The organism is Streptomyces sp. DF42 (assembly GCF_058267695.1).
Genome location: NZ_CM177859.1, coordinates 3422717 through 3436364, shown reverse-complemented (window position 1 = coordinate 3436364; position 13648 = coordinate 3422717). Strand labels below are relative to the sequence as shown.

The window sequence follows — 13648 nt, the reverse complement described above, 5'->3', positions numbered from 1 at the left end:
GAGCTGGGAGGGCAGACCCGTTGCACGCTCGCCTGACCGAAGGGCGCCCGCTCGTCGACGCCCGTGCAACCATCCGACACATGTCGTGCGTCCGTACACCAGTACGCTCATCGCCGGGTACGGGAAGGGACGACAGTGGACAGTGGTGCGATACGGCGGCGGCTGGCGACGCTCCTGACGGTGCTGACCGCTTCCGGGCTCCTCGCCGTGGCGGCGCCGGGGCAGGCGCAGGCCGCCCCGCAGTCCTGTTCGGGACACAGGATCAGGACGTTCTCCTTCTCCACCGGCTCCGTGAAGCTGTACAGGGGTGGCAGCTACCTGTGCGCCCTCACCGTCCCCAAGGGCGGCGCCGCCAAGCGGCCGATGATGGTCAGCATGCAGGTGCGCGGTTTTGAACCCATCGTCGACAAGGGGCAGTTCACCAGCCACGCCGGACCGGTGCGGGCCTACGTCGGGCACCGCAAGGTGTGGATCAAGGGCTCGGTGGGCCGTGGGTCGTACGACTCCGGTGGCTGGAAGCGCTACTGAACCCGCAGAACCCTCCCAAAACCGAGGGACTTCCCTATCTCCCCTGGTGCGTAACGGAGTTGCTCCGATAGCTTCCGCACGCACATCTGATTCACAGGGGAGGGTGCATGCGCAAGGCGCTCAGATGGCTGTTGGCACTCACGGTGCTCATCGGCACGGTGAGCACGGCGGGGGCGGCCACCGCCGCCGAGCCGGGGGCCACGGCCACCAAGGCCACCACCGACATCAAGGACCAGCTCCTCGCCATACCGGGGATGAGCCTGATCGAGGAGAAGCCGTACACCGGCTACCGCTTCTTCGTCCTCGACTACAGCCAGCCGATCGACCACCACCACCCGTCCAAGGGCACGTTCCAGCAGCGGATCACCGTGCTGCACAAGGACGTCAGCCGCCCGACGGTCTTCTACACCGGCGGCTACAACGTCTCCACGACACCCAGCCGCCGCGAGCCGACCCAGATCGTGGACGGCAACCAGGTCTCCATGGAGTACCGCTTCTTCACCCCGTCCCGTCCCGACCCGGCCGACTGGAGCAAGCTGGACATCTGGCAGGCGGCCAGTGACCAGCACCGTATCTTCAAGGCGCTGAAGAAGATCTACACCAGGAACTGGGTCTCCACGGGCGGCTCGAAGGGCGGCATGACCGCCACCTACTACAAGCGCTTCTACCCGCGCGACATGGACGGCGTCGTCGCGTACGTCGCCCCGAACGACGTCGTGAACAACGAGGACTCCGCCTACGACCGCTTCTTCACCAAGGTCGGCACCAAGGAGTGCCGCGACCGGCTGAACGCGGTGCAGCGCGAGGCGCTGGTGCGCCGCGAGCCGCTGGAGAAGAAGTACGCGGCCTACGCGGCGGACAACGGCTACACCTTCAAGACCATCGGCAGCCTGGACCGAGCGTACGAGGCCGTCGTCCTCGACTACGTGTGGGGCTTTTGGCAGTACAGCCTGCTGCGCGACTGCGCCACCATCCCGGCGGACGCGAAGACCGCGACCGACCAGGCGATCTGGGACTCCGTGGACAGCATCTCCGGCTTCTCCTTCTACGCGGATCAGGGCCTGGAGCCGTACACGCCGTACTACTACCAGGCGGGTACGCAGCTGGGCGCGCCGGACATCCACTTCCCGTACATCGAGAAGAAGTACATCCGGTACGGCTACGAGTCGCCGCGGAACCTGGTCCCCCGCGACATCCCGATGAAGTTCCAGCCGTACGCGATGCGCGACGTCGACTCCTGGGTGCGGCACAACGCGCACCACATGCTCTTCGTCTACGGCCAGAACGACCCGTGGGGCGCGGAGCGCTTCCGCGTCGGCAAGGGCGCGAAGGACTCGTACGTGTTCACGGCCCCGGGGCTGAACCACGGCGCCAACGTGGCCGGCCTGGTCGCGGACCAGAAGGCGCTGGCCACCGCCCGCATCCTGCAGTGGGCCGGTGTCCCCGCCTCCTCCACGGCTCAGGCGAAGCCGCTGGCCGCGTTCGACGGGAAGCTGGACGTACGGGACGTGGAGCGCGACCCGGCTCTGCGACCGTAGGACCGGTCAAGTCCCCTGCTGTGCCCGGCCGTTGCCCATCTCACACCGGCCGGGCGCAGCCCACCGGCTGCCTGCCCTCCAGCTGCACGTACAGTGCCGTCCCCGCGGGGCACCGGATGCGCCTGGTGACCGCCTCCACCACCTTGTACTGCGGTTTCTTCCTGCCGCTGCCGTCGCACGCCGTCTCGCGGACCTGGCCGTTCCCGGAGCCGTAGACGCAGTCGCCGACGATGGTGCGTGGCCCGCCCCCGCCGCCCGGGTCGCCGGGGTGCGGTGGCTCCAGATCGCGCATACAGGCGTAGCCCTGCGGCACCGAGCCGTCGCCGTCCTCGTCGGAGGACGAACTCTGCTCGCTGATGTGCAGGACGAAGTCCGTGGTCGCCGGGCACAGCGGGCCGTCGCCCACCGTGCCGTCATGGCGCGCCACCACCCGGGCGAAAGCCCGCTCACTGGTGCACGGCACCTCGGTGAAGCTCGCCGTACCGAACGAACTGCACTCGTCGACGGCGAGGAACACCGACCCGTAGCCGGAGGGCTGCGTCGAGGTCGTCCTCGGTGCCGCACCGGGCTCGTCACCCTTGTCGGACGCGGACGACAGCACCTGGCAGCCCGTCGACAGGGCGGCGACCAGTACCAGCAGTGTGCAGACCACCCCCACAAGACTTCTCTCACGCATCGCGATCCCCCCGGGCACCTCCCCAGATGACCCGCCCCCAGCGTGACCCGCCGCAGCGGGCACACGCCAGACGCGCGGGACGCTTTGGGCCCATTGGTGGTCGTACGCCGGGTGTGTGACGTACGGGCCCTACGTCCCGTCTAGTACGACAGCCCGTAGCCGATGGGGTACAGCACCTGCGTCGGATCGTCGGCCCTCTGCACGGGCACCGGCAGCCGCCCGCGCGGCGCGACCTTCCCGGCGATCACCCGCGCGGCCGCCCGCAGTTCGACGTCGGTCCAGGAGTACGACGCCAAGTGGGCGGGGACGGAGGGGAGTTGGGCCACGTCGTACGGGTTGCGGACGGCGAGCGCCACGACCGGCCTCCCGGTCGCCACCAGCTGCCCGGCAAGGGTCTGCTGCGCGTTGCCCGCCGTGACGTTGTAGGTCGCCACGACCACCGCGTCCGCGTCCTGCGCCGCGGCGACCGCCTTGGCGATGGTGGCGGCGGAGGGAGCCGTACCGGTGGACAGGGCCGTCGCGGTGAACCCCAGGTCGGTCAGGGCCTTCGCGAGAACGCCCGTCGGCGGGCCCGTCGTCCCGGACGGAGAGGCCGGATCGGCGCCCACGACCAGGAGTCTCCTGTGCGTACGGCGGGACAGCGGCAGCAGCCCGCCCTCGTTGACCAGCAGCGTCGTCGTCCGCTCGGCGATGCGGTCGGCCGCCGCGAGATGCGCCCCGGTGCCGACCACGCGGTCCACGCCGCGCCCGTCGGCGTACGGCTGCTCGAACAGCCTGAGCCGCGCCTTCAGCCGCAGGATCCGCAGCAGCGACTCGTCGAGCCGCGCCTCGGTCAGCTCGCCGTCCTGTACGGCCTTCAGGACGGCGTTCCAGGCGACGGCCAGGTCGGGCGGGTTGAGGAGCTGGTCGACGCCGGCCTTGAGCGCCAGCACGGGAACACGGTCGTCGCCGTATTTCGTCCGTACGCCCTCCATGCCCAGGGAGTCCGTCACCACGACCCCGTCGTAGCCGAGTTCCCCGCGCAGGATGCCGGTGAGGATCGGGTGGGAGAGGGTGGCCGGGTCGCCGGAGTCGTCGAGGGCCGGGAACTGGATGTGCGCGGTCATGATCGAGCCGATGCCCGCCCGGACGGCCGCACGGAAGGGTACGGCGTCCAGCTTCTCCCACAGTTCGCGGCTGTGGGTGATGACCGGGAAGCCGTAGTGGCTGTCGACGGCGGTGTCGCCGTGCCCGGGGAAGTGCTTGGCGGTCGCGGCGACCGACGAACCCTGGTACCCGGCGACCTCGGCGGCGACCAGTCCGGCCACCGCGTCCGGGTCGGCGCCGAAGGACCGGACGCCGATGACCGGGTTGGCCGGGTTGATGTTCACGTCGGCGTCGGGGGAGTAGTCCTGGTTGATGCCGATCGCGCGCAACTCGGCGCCGGAGATGCGGCCGAGGGTGTGCGCGTCCCGGCGTGAACCGCCGGCGCCCATCGCCATCGCGCCCGGGAAGAGGGTCGCGGGTGCGCCGACGCGGCAGACGATGCCGTGCTCCTGGTCGGTGGCGACGAGGACGGGCAGACCGCGGGGCTGCGTGAGGGAGGCGCGCTGGATGCCGTTGGAGAGGCCGGCGATCTGGTGGGGGTCCCGGGTGTTGTGCGCCCAGGTGAAGTAGATGATGCCGCCCACGCGGTACCTGGCGAGCAGCTCGGCGGCCGTGCGGACGCCGATCTCCTTGAGGTTGGCGTCGATGTCGGCCTGGTCGGGCGCGGTGGCGGAGTGACCGTACACGCGCATGACGAAGAGCTGGCCGACCTTCTCGGGAAGGGTCATGCGGGAGATGAGCGAGCGGAGCTTCTTGTCGTCGGGTGTGCCGGCGTAGGCGTCGGTGCCGATCGCCAGGGCCGCGGTGGCACCTGCGGTGGCGGCGAGAACGGTACGTCTGGAGGGCACGTGCGCTCCTTCCGGAGTGATCCGTTGGAGATCAACTGAAGGAAACTTCCAAGGGGTCAGCAATAGTGGGAAAGTTTCTGCCAGTCAAGGGAGCGCGCAGTAAGCGGAGAGGGGCCGCCATCGGCGCTGTTGGAGGGGGCGCGCCGATGGCGGCGTGCTGCCGGCCGCAGTACGGCGGAGAGGGTAGGTCAGCGATCGCAGCCAGCAGCGAGGGCCGACACCGCACGGCGGAGACTCATCCGGTCAGCTTGCGGGTTGGACGAACCGTAAGGGGGGCGGGTTCCCGCGTTCTCGGCGATTTCCGGAACTTGGTGACCGAGGGGGCACAGAGCCGGATGAGGCGTGATGGTCGGCCACTGCTCCTGCAGGGAGCGTACGGTCTCTGCGATCTCCGGACGGCGAGCGCCTCCTTTGTGCCACAGGGCGTACGACCGCCTTGCCGGAGGGAGGCTGTACGGCCGTCCCCGCGCCCCGTCAGGGGCGCGGGGCCGTGTCGATATGCGGCTCCGCCACGCGGGCGCGACCAGCCCCCACCGCCCGCGGGTTCATCACCGCACGCCCGGCGGAGCGCTTACGCGCACTCGTTGAGCAGTCGCCCCAGGTGCTCCCGTCCCGCTGCCAGCAGCTCCTGCAGTGGCGCGGCCTCCTCGTACCACCGCTTCTCGTACTCCCAGCACAGCCAGCCGTCCCAGCCGTGCCGGGAGAGGACCTCCACGCACTCGGTGAGCGGCAGGACGCCGGCGCCGAGTGCGAGCGGGGTCGTGTCCTCGGCGGAGGCGATGTCCTTGACCTGGACATAGCCGAGGAACGGCGACAGGGCGGCGTACGACTCCGACGGCTGCTCGCCGCCCAGCCAGGTGTGCATGACGTCCCACAGGGCGCCGACATGACGGTGGCCGACCGGGCCCAGGATCCGGATCGCGTCGGCTGCCCTGCGGTGCGAGTCGTGGGTCTCGAGGAGGATGCGTACGCCGAGGTCGGCGGCGTACTCCGCGGCCGTGCCCAGCCGCCGGGCGGCCAGAGCGTCGGCGCGCTCGGTGGTCTGTTCGTGGTCCGCGCCGGGGAAGACCCGGACGTAGGGGGCGCCGAGGTCGCGGGCGAGGTCGAGGAGGTGGCGGATCTCCTCGATCACGGGGCCGTCGTCGCCGGGCGCGGCCACGCGTGTGTAACCGGCGAGGCCCAGGATCTCGATGCCTCCCGCCTTGAACTCGGAGGCCACGTCGGCGCGTTCGGAGGGGTCCATGCCGGGGTGGACCGGCTCCTCCGGGTGGGCGCGCAGCTCGACGCCGTGGTAGCCGTGGGTGGCCGCGAGCCGGACCACGTCCGGGATGGGCAGGCCGGGGACGCCGAGGGTGGAGAACGCCAGTCTCATGGTCCCTACTGTCACCCGGGGGTGCCGTGCAGGTCCAGCCGCCAGTCCTGGCCGGTCAGGTCCTTTCCGAACGAACGGTGCGGTTTCTCGGCGACCAGGACGAAGCCGTGGCGCTGGTAGATGCGGCGGGCGGCGCCGAGGACGTCGTTGGTCCACAGCACGATGTCGCGGTAGCCGACCTCGCGGGCGAAGCCGACGACGGCCCCCACGAGCCGGTCGCCGATGCCGAGCCCGCGCGCCTCGGGCTCGACCAGCAGCAGCCGCAGCCGGGCGGTGGCCGGGACGTCGTCCCGTACGCACATGATGCATCCCACCGGCCGGCCGTCGACCTCGGCGATCCACACCCGCTCCAGATGTGGGTCGTGGTCCTCGGCGAAGTCGGCGACGATACGGGCCACCAGCCCCTCGTAGTCGGCGTTGAAGCCGTACTCGGCGGCGTACAGCGCGGCGTTGCGCTGCACGATCCATCCCAGGTCGCCGGGGCCGGGCTCGCGCAGGACGACGTCCTCGCGGCGGGGCGGACGGCCGTCGGAGAGGATCTCGCGGACCGTGCGCATCGCCTCGGACAGGCGCGGCCGGTCGGCGGAGGGCACGGTGGCCAGGAGCGCGCCCACGGACTCGTTGGCCCGCTCGGCGAGCAGGCCCGCGGTCTCGCGCCCACGCGGGGTGAGGGTGACCTCGCGGCGCCGGGGATCACGCGCGGACGGTGCGCGCTCGATCAGCCCGTCGTCCTCGAACTTGTTCAGGATCCGGCTCAAGTACCCGGCGTCCAGGGAGAGTTCGGTCCGCAGATCCACCGCGTCGGTACGCGGGGAGTGCGCGAGTTCGTAGAGCACTCGGGACTCGGTCAGCGTGTACGGGGCGTACAGCTGGCGGCTGTAGTCGAGAGCGCCGATGACGTTCGTGTAGAAGCGGTTGAAGGTGCGGATGTCCTGGACGGTCATGAGCGTCGACCCCCGAATGGTTGACCCCGAACAGTTGACTCAGTCAGAGATACCGTCGGGTCGAGACTATGGCACCCCCACCCCTGGGGCTACCCCTCATCGGCCACCGGCCGACAGACACCGGCTGTCGGCCACCGGCCGGTAGGCACCACCGGTCACCGGCTGTCGGCTCACCGGTCGGCAGACACCCGCCGGACACCGGTCGGGAGTCACGCACCGGGAGCTGGCTGTCGGCCACCGGCCGGCGGTCGCGCCCTGGCCACGGGCTGTCGGCCCACAGGCCGGCATACACGCACCGCACACCGGTCCTGCTCCTCCGGAGGAGACAAGCTCGAGCCCCCCGCCCCGTCCGTCCACCGCGCCCCGAGCACCCGCGCCCCGAGCGCCCGAGCGCCTGAGCGCCTATGCACCTGTGCGCCCGAGCGCCAAAGCGCCTGTGCGGCCGCCCCTCGGTGTCGCCCCCTCAGTCGCGCGGTCCTCCGGAGGACCCCCGGACCATCAGCTCTCCCCGAACCGTCGCGATGTCCCCCGGCGGCGGCTCCTCCCGCCCCATCGCGATCCGCCCGGCCCGCGCCCCCGCCTCCGCCAACGGCAACCGCACCGTCGTCAGAGCGGGCACCGCGTCGATGCTGAACGGCAGATCGTCGAAGCCGGCGACCGACACGTCCTGAGGAATCCGCAGTCCGGACTCCCGCAGCGCCGCACACGCCCCCAGCGCGACCGAGTCGTTCGCCGCGACCACCGCCGTGAGGGACGGATCGCGGCGCAGCAGCTCAAGCGTCGCCTCGTACCCCGAGGTCCGGTCGTACCTGCCCCACACCGTCCACCGGGGATCCTCCTCGATCCCCGCCGCGGCCAGCGCCGCCCGGTGCCCCTCAAGGCGGTGCCGCGTCGTCGTCCGCTCCTCCGGCCCCGCGATGTACCCGAGCCGCCGGTGCCCGAGACCGATCAGGTGCTCGGTCAGCCGCTGTCCGCCCCCGCGGTTGTCGAAGGCGAGCGCGATCGCTCCGGTGTCCGGCGCCGGCGGCCGCCCGCACAGCACCACCCGCGTCCCCGCATCGGTCAGCTTCCGCAGCTTCGCCGATACGGCCGCCGCGTGCGGTGCGTCCTGGATGGCGCCGCCGGTCAGCACGACCGCCGCCGCCCGCTGCCGCTGCAGCAGGGTCAGATAGGTCAGTTCACGCTCCGGCGAACCCCCCGTGTTGCAGACGACCGCCAGCCGCTCGCCCCCGGCACGGCCCCCCGGCCCCCCGATCTCCGCCTGGATCGCGCTCGCCATGATCCCGAAGAACGGGTCGGCGATGTCGTTGACGAGGATCCCCACCAGGTCGGAAGTGGCCGCGGCCAGTGAACTCGCGGGCCCGTTCAGCACGTAGTCCAGCTCGTCGACCGCCTTCAGCACCCGCTCACGGGTGGATGCGGCGACGGGATAGTTCCCGTTCAGCACGCGCGACACCGTCGCGGGCGAGACCTGCGCGCGGGCCGCCACGTCCGCCAGGGTCACCGTCATCTCGTCGTCCTCCGGTCACGCATCTCGTCGTACCTGTCGTACGCCCTCATCAGTTCGTGGTACGCCCTCGTGGACAGGTCGACCCCAGGCCCCCCGGTTCCGAGCACGTCGAGCAGACCTTACGGCCACAACCCCCCGCTGTTCGTCCCCTCGAACAACTCGAAGCGGTCACGGTCTTGTCTGAACCACCGCTCAGAGGCTAGCTTCTCCCTGTATAGAAAGCGCTTGCTGTGACGCTCGTCAGTGAGGCCGACGCGGCGCGCGCATCCGCGTACGACGCTGAGTACGACGCCTGAGCCGAGTACGACGCCTGCGAAGGGAATGACGTGACACGCAAGACGGTGCGTATCGCCATGAACGGTGTGACCGGGCGCATGGGCTACCGCCAGCACCTGGTCCGTTCCATCCTGGCCATCCGCGAACAGGGCGGCCTCGACCTCGGTGACGGCACCGTGCTGTGGCCGGAGCTGATCCTGGTCGGCCGCCGCGAGCACGCGCTCAAGGCGCTCGCCGAACAGCACGGCCTGGACCCGGCGAACATCTCCACCGACGTGGACGCGGTACTCGCCGACCCGACCGTCGACATCTACTTCGACGCCCAGGTGACCTCGGCCCGCGAGGAGGCGATCAAGAAGGCGATCGCGGCGGGCAAGCACATCTACACCGAGAAGCCCACCGCCACCGGCCTCGACGGCGCCCTGGAGCTCGCCCGCCTCGCCGACGACGCCGGCATCAAGCACGGCGTCGTCCAGGACAAGCTCTTCCTCCCGGGCCTGCTGAAGCTCAAGCGCCTCATCGACGGCGGCTTCTTCGGCCGGATCCTGTCCATCCGCGGCGAGTTCGGCTACTGGGTCTTCGAGGGCGACTGGCAGGCCGCCCAGCGCCCGTCCTGGAACTACCGCGCGGAGGACGGCGGCGGCATCGTCGTCGACATGTTCCCGCACTGGGAGTACGTGCTGCACGAGCTGTTCGGCCGGGTGAAGTCCGTCCAGGCCATCGCCACCACCCACATCCCGCAGCGCTGGGACGAGAACGGCAAGCCCTACGACGCCACCGCCGACGACGCCGCCTACGGCATCTTCGAGCTCGACGGCGGCGCGATCGCCCAGATCAACTCCAGCTGGGCCGTGCGCGTGGGCCGCGACGAACTCGTCGAGTTCCAGGTCGACGGCACCGAGGGCTCCGCGGTCGCCGGCCTGCGCAACTGCCGCGTCCAGCACCGCACCATGACCCCCAAGCCGGTCTGGAACCCCGACATCCCGGCCACCTACTCCTTCCGCGACCAGTGGCAGGAGATCCCGGACAACGACGAGTTCGACAACGGCTTCAAGGCCCAGTGGGAGCTGTTCCTCAAGCACGTCTACGCCGACGCCCCCTACCACTGGGACCTCCTCGCCGGCGCCCGCGGCGTCCAGCTCGCCGAACTGGGCCTGAGGTCCTCGGCCGAGGGCCTCCGTCTCGACGTACCGGAGATCGCGCTGTGACCATTCAACTCCCGGACTTCAAAGGCGGGTTGAGGGCATACGATCCCCGCCCGGAACCCCTCGCCCTCACCGCCGGCTCCCCCTTCACCTCGCGTACGGTCTTCTCGGCGGCCCACGTCGTCGCCGACCCGTACGCGGACGTGTCGCCCGACTCGCCCGCCGCCGTCGACTGGGACGCCACCCTCGCCTTCCGCCGCCACCTGTGGTCCCACGGCCTCGGTGTCGCGGAGGCCATGGACACCGCCCAGCGCGGCATGGGCCTGGACTGGGCGGGCGCGGCCGAGCTGATCCGGCGCAGCGCCGCCGAGGCCAGGGCGGTCGGAGGCCGGATCGCCTGCGGCGTCGGCACCGACCAGATCGCCGCCGGATCCCTCGTGGAGGTCCGGGCGGCCTACGAGGAGCAGCTCGCCCTCGTCGAGGAGTCCGGCGCGCAGGCCATCCTGATGGCGTCCCGGGCGCTGGCCGCCGCGGCGTCGGGCCCCGAGGACTACCTGGAGGTCTACGGCCACCTGCTCCGCCAGGCCGCCGAGCCGGTGGTCCTGCACTGGCTGGGCCCGATGTTCGACCCGGCGCTGGAGGGCTACTGGGGGTCGGGCGACCTCGACACGGCGACGGACACCTTCCTTCAGGTCATCGCCGCCCACCCCGACAAGGTGGAAGGCATCAAGGTCTCGCTCCTGGACGCCCAGCGGGAGATCGGCATCCGCCGCCGCCTCCCGCAGGGCGTGCGCTGCTACACGGGCGACGACTTCAACTACCCGGAGCTGATCGCGGGCGACGAGCAGGGCTTCAGCCACGCCCTGCTCGGCATCTTCGACCCGCTGGGCCCGCTGGCGGCGGAGGCGGTCCGGGTCCTCGACACGGGGGACACGGCGGGCTTCCGAGCCCTGCTCGACCCGACGGTCGACCTCTCCCGCCACCTCTTCCAGACCCCCACCCGCTTCTACAAGACGGGCGTGGTCTTCCTCGCCTGGCTGGCAGGCCACCAGTCGCACTTCACGATGGTCGGCGGCCTCCAGTCGGCCCGCTCCCTCCCGCATTTCGCCCGCGCCTACGAACTGGCCGACGGCCTGGGCCTGTTCCCCGACCCGAAACTGGCCGAGGAACGGATGAAGTACCTGCTCGCCCTGTACGGAGTGGCCCAGTGACCGCGCTCGAACGCTTCAGCATCAACCAGATGACCGTCAAGCAGCTGGCGATGCCCGAACTGGTCGACGCCTGCCTGGAGTTGGGCGTGCCAGGGGTGGGCCTGTGGCGCGAACCGGTCCAGTCGTACGGCCTGGAGGCGACGGCCAAGCTGATCCGCGACGCGGGCCTGACCGTCACCACCCTCTGCCGCGGTGGCTTCTTCACGGCGATCGACCCGGCCGAGCGGGCGGCGGCGCTCGCCGACAACCGTCGCGCGATCGACGAGGCGGCCACCCTGGGCACCGACACCCTGGTCCTGGTCTCCGGCGGGCTGCCGGCCGGCTCCAAGGACCTGCACGGCGCCCGGGAGCGCATCGCCGACGCGCTGGGGGAGCTGGGCCCGTACGCGGAGTCGCACGGTGTCCGCCTGGCCATCGAGCCGCTGCACCCGATGTACGCCGCCGACCGCTGCGTGGTCTCGACGCTCGCCCAGGCGCTCGACCTCGCGGAGCGCTTCCCGGCCCGGCAGGTCGGCGTCACCGTCGACACGTACCACATCTGGTGGGACGACAACGCGCCCGCGCAGATCGCCCGGGCGGGCGCGGGCGGCCGGATCCACTCCTTCCAGCTCGCCGACTGGACCACGCCGCTGCCCGAGGGCGTGCTCACCGGCCGCGGGCAGATCGGCGACGGCTCGATCGACATGCGGGAGTGGAAGGGGTACGTGGAGGCGGCCGGCTACACCGGACCCATCGAGGTCGAGCTGTTCAACGACGCCCTGTGGGCGCGGGACGGCCGCGAGGTGCTGACGGAGACGGCCCGGCGCTTCGCTGAGCACACCGGCTGACGATCCAAGCCAAGGGTGCTCGCTGACCTGGGCGGACGCCGCCGAGGACGCGTCCCGAAAAAAATCTGAAAACGCCGTGCAACCCTTCGCCCGCCTTGCGGGTCGTACTTGGCATCAGGACTTCTCGGAGGGGGATCTGGGGGGATCGCGGGGGTTCTGATGGTGGAGGGGAAAAGCCGAGGGGGCCCGGTCGACGGATCGGGCCCCCTCGAATTTGCACTCGGTACCGCCCGGTGCCACTCGGTACTAGAAGAAGACCCCGCAGCGCAGCAGCACGTTCGCGTACGGTCGTGCCTCGCCCGTGCGCACCACCAGCCGTGCCCCCGCCGACAGCTCCTTGAGCCGCTCGTGCGACACCAGGTCCAGGGTGGGGAAGTGGCCGTCCAGCAGAGCCGACGCCGCCGGGTTCGCGCCCCGGATCTCCGTCGCCGCCGTGGCCCCCTCCACCACCAGCTCGGCCAGCAGCCCGTCCAGTACCTCCTCGAAGGCCGGCACCCCGGCGCGGAACGCCAGGTCGACGACCTTCGGACCTTCCGGTATCGGCATGCCCGCGTCGCACACCAGCACTCCGTCGCCGTGGCCCAGCTCGGCCAGCGCCCCGCAGAGATGACGGTTCAGGATTCCCGCCTTCTTCACAGCGCCTCGACCTCATCGGCCGTCGGGAAGGACACCTGGGCGCCCTCCTTGGTGACGGCGGCCGCGCCGACGCGGGCCGCGTACGTCGCGGCCTCGGCGAGGGACGCCCCCGCGCCCAGCCGGAACGCCAGCGCCGCCGTGAACGCGTCGCCCGCCCCCGTCGTATCGACCGCGTCCACCTTCACCGAAGGCACCCGCGTCACCTCCCGCCCGTCAGCCACCAGTGCCCCCTCCGCGCCCAGGGTGACCACGACCGAGCGCGGGCCCCTGGCGAGCAGCAGCCGGGCCCAGTCCTCGGGGCGCTCGGAGACGCACGCGTCGCCCAGCACGACCTTGGCCTCGTGCTCGTTCACGATCAGCGGGTCGCAGGCCGCCAGCACCTCCGGCGGCAGGGGCCGTGGCGGGGACGGGTTGAGGACGAAACGGCTGTCCGGGGTCAGACCGCGGACGACCTCCTCGACCGTCTCCAGCGGGATCTCCAGCTGCGTCGAGACGACACGCGAGGTCTGGAACAGACAGGCCGCGGCCTGGACGTCTGCCGGCGTGAGCTTCCCGTTCGCCCCCGGCGACACCACGATGCTGTTGTCCCCGGACGGGTCGACGGTGATCAGCGCCACCCCCGTCGGCGCCCCGCCGACCAGTACACCCCCCGTGTCGACGCCGGCGGTCCGCTGCGAGTCGAGCAGCAGCCTGCCGTACGAGTCGTCGCCGACCCGGGCCAGCAGAGCCGTACGGGCACCGAGGCGGGCGGCCGCGACCGCCTGGTTCGCGCCCTTGCCGCCCGGGTGGACGGCCAGGTCGGAACCGAGCACCGTCTCACCGGCGCCCGGCCGCCGCTCGACGCCGATCACCAGATCGGCGTTGGCCGACCCCACGACCAGCAGGTCGTAGTCGTACATCAAAAGGACTCCCCGTCGTACATCGAGCCGTGCTTCGAGACGCACATCGCCTCGCACATCGCGTCGTACATCGCGTCGTACATCGCGTCGTACGTCGACGCGACTCCTCTGAGCGATGACTTGAGGCGGGCGGTTGTCGTCACCATGAGACG

13 protein-coding genes are annotated in these 13648 nt (G+C 71.1%); 5 read left to right on the top strand and 8 right to left on the bottom strand.

Annotated features, from left to right (window positions below):
* Nucleotides 1–135: 135 nt before the first annotated feature.
* Nucleotides 136–528 carry a hypothetical protein gene (locus tag ACYUED_RS15585; RefSeq protein ID WP_491292888.1) on the top strand — a complete coding sequence of 131 codons (393 nt, stop codon included), beginning with the start codon at nucleotides 136–138 and terminating at the stop codon, nucleotides 526–528.
* A gap of 107 nt (nucleotides 529–635) precedes the next feature.
* Nucleotides 636–2066 carry a S28 family serine protease gene (locus tag ACYUED_RS15580; RefSeq protein WP_491292887.1) on the top strand — a complete coding sequence of 477 codons (1431 nt, stop codon included), beginning with the start codon at nucleotides 636–638 and terminating at the stop codon, nucleotides 2064–2066.
* A 40-nt stretch (nucleotides 2067–2106) separates the two neighbouring features.
* On the opposite strand, the gene ACYUED_RS15575 is transcribed toward ACYUED_RS15580, so the two are convergent.
* The 5 genes from ACYUED_RS15575 to ACYUED_RS15555 all read right to left on the bottom strand — a co-directional run bounded on the left by ACYUED_RS15575 (nucleotide 2107) and on the right by ACYUED_RS15555 (nucleotide 8502).
* Nucleotides 2107–2742, bottom strand: a complete 636-nt coding sequence (locus ACYUED_RS15575; protein ID WP_491292886.1) for a hypothetical protein — start codon at nucleotides 2740–2742, stop codon at nucleotides 2107–2109.
* A 140-nt stretch (nucleotides 2743–2882) separates the two neighbouring features.
* The gene (locus ACYUED_RS15570) at nucleotides 2883–4676 is read right to left on the bottom strand and encodes a glycoside hydrolase family 3 protein (RefSeq protein ID WP_491292885.1); all 1794 of its coding nucleotides are present in this window, start codon (nucleotides 4674–4676) and stop codon (nucleotides 2883–2885) included.
* Nucleotides 4677–5247: 571 nt separating this feature from the next.
* Complete coding sequence (locus ACYUED_RS15565) at nucleotides 5248–6048, bottom strand: sugar phosphate isomerase/epimerase family protein (RefSeq protein WP_491292884.1); 801 nt, start codon at nucleotides 6046–6048, stop codon at nucleotides 5248–5250.
* 11 nt (nucleotides 6049–6059) lie between these two features.
* The gene (locus ACYUED_RS15560; RefSeq protein WP_491292883.1) at nucleotides 6060–6992 is read right to left on the bottom strand and encodes a bifunctional helix-turn-helix transcriptional regulator/GNAT family N-acetyltransferase; all 933 of its coding nucleotides are present in this window, start codon (nucleotides 6990–6992) and stop codon (nucleotides 6060–6062) included.
* A 463-nt stretch (nucleotides 6993–7455) separates the two neighbouring features.
* Nucleotides 7456–8502, bottom strand: a complete 1047-nt coding sequence (locus tag ACYUED_RS15555; RefSeq protein ID WP_491292882.1) for a LacI family DNA-binding transcriptional regulator — start codon at nucleotides 8500–8502, stop codon at nucleotides 7456–7458.
* 326 nt (nucleotides 8503–8828) lie between these two features.
* On the opposite strand from ACYUED_RS15555, the gene ACYUED_RS15550 reads away from it, so the two are divergent.
* Genes ACYUED_RS15550 through ACYUED_RS15540 form a run of 3 tightly spaced genes read left to right on the top strand, consistent with a single transcriptional unit; the run spans nucleotide 8829 to nucleotide 11961 of the window.
* Nucleotides 8829–9986 (top strand): Gfo/Idh/MocA family protein, encoded by a 1158-nt coding sequence (locus ACYUED_RS15550; RefSeq protein WP_491292881.1) that lies wholly within the window; start codon nucleotides 8829–8831, stop codon nucleotides 9984–9986.
* Complete coding sequence (locus ACYUED_RS15545; RefSeq protein ID WP_491292880.1) at nucleotides 9983–11134, top strand: dihydrodipicolinate synthase family protein; 1152 nt, start codon at nucleotides 9983–9985, stop codon at nucleotides 11132–11134. Before ACYUED_RS15550 ends, ACYUED_RS15545 begins: the two co-directional genes overlap by 4 nt.
* A gap of 29 nt (nucleotides 11135–11163) precedes the next feature.
* The gene (locus ACYUED_RS15540; RefSeq protein ID WP_491294269.1) at nucleotides 11164–11961 is read left to right on the top strand and encodes a sugar phosphate isomerase/epimerase family protein; all 798 of its coding nucleotides are present in this window, start codon (nucleotides 11164–11166) and stop codon (nucleotides 11959–11961) included.
* A gap of 246 nt (nucleotides 11962–12207) precedes the next feature.
* Here the strand turns inward: ACYUED_RS15540 and rbsD are convergent, their stop codons facing one another.
* The 3 genes from rbsD to ACYUED_RS15525 are packed head-to-tail and all read right to left on the bottom strand — an operon-like array spanning nucleotide 12208 to nucleotide 13642.
* Entirely contained in the window at nucleotides 12208–12597 is a 390-nt protein-coding gene (gene rbsD, locus ACYUED_RS15535; protein WP_491292879.1) for a D-ribose pyranase, read from the bottom strand.
* Nucleotides 12594–13496, bottom strand: coding sequence for a ribokinase (locus ACYUED_RS15530; RefSeq protein WP_491292878.1), 903 nt, complete (start codon nucleotides 13494–13496; stop codon nucleotides 12594–12596). Before ACYUED_RS15530 ends, rbsD begins: the two co-directional genes overlap by 4 nt.
* Nucleotides 13496–13642 (bottom strand): hypothetical protein, encoded by a 147-nt coding sequence (locus tag ACYUED_RS15525; protein ID WP_491292877.1) that lies wholly within the window; start codon nucleotides 13640–13642, stop codon nucleotides 13496–13498. The genes ACYUED_RS15530 and ACYUED_RS15525 overlap by 1 nt, the downstream gene beginning before the upstream one ends.
* Nucleotides 13643–13648 lie beyond the last annotated feature (6 nt).

Excerpts from the sequence above, each read along its gene's own strand:
- ACYUED_RS15580 (WP_491292887.1), top strand. The coding sequence starts at position 636 with ATGCGCAAGGCGCTCAGATGGCTGTTGGCACTCACGGTGCTCATCGGC.
- ACYUED_RS15575 (WP_491292886.1), bottom strand. The coding sequence starts at position 2,742 with ATGCGTGAGAGAAGTCTTGTGGGGGTGGTCTGCACACTGCTGGTACTG.
- ACYUED_RS15565 (WP_491292884.1), bottom strand. The coding sequence starts at position 6,048 with ATGAGACTGGCGTTCTCCACCCTCGGCGTCCCCGGCCTGCCCATCCCG.
- ACYUED_RS15560 (WP_491292883.1), bottom strand. The coding sequence starts at position 6,992 with ATGACCGTCCAGGACATCCGCACCTTCAACCGCTTCTACACGAACGTC.
- ACYUED_RS15555 (WP_491292882.1), bottom strand. The coding sequence starts at position 8,502 with ATGACGGTGACCCTGGCGGACGTGGCGGCCCGCGCGCAGGTCTCGCCC.
- ACYUED_RS15540 (WP_491294269.1), top strand. The coding sequence starts at position 11,164 with ATGACCGTCAAGCAGCTGGCGATGCCCGAACTGGTCGACGCCTGCCTG.
- ACYUED_RS15530 (WP_491292878.1), bottom strand. The coding sequence starts at position 13,496 with ATGTACGACTACGACCTGCTGGTCGTGGGGTCGGCCAACGCCGATCTG.
- ACYUED_RS15525 (WP_491292877.1), bottom strand. The coding sequence starts at position 13,642 with ATGGTGACGACAACCGCCCGCCTCAAGTCATCGCTCAGAGGAGTCGCG.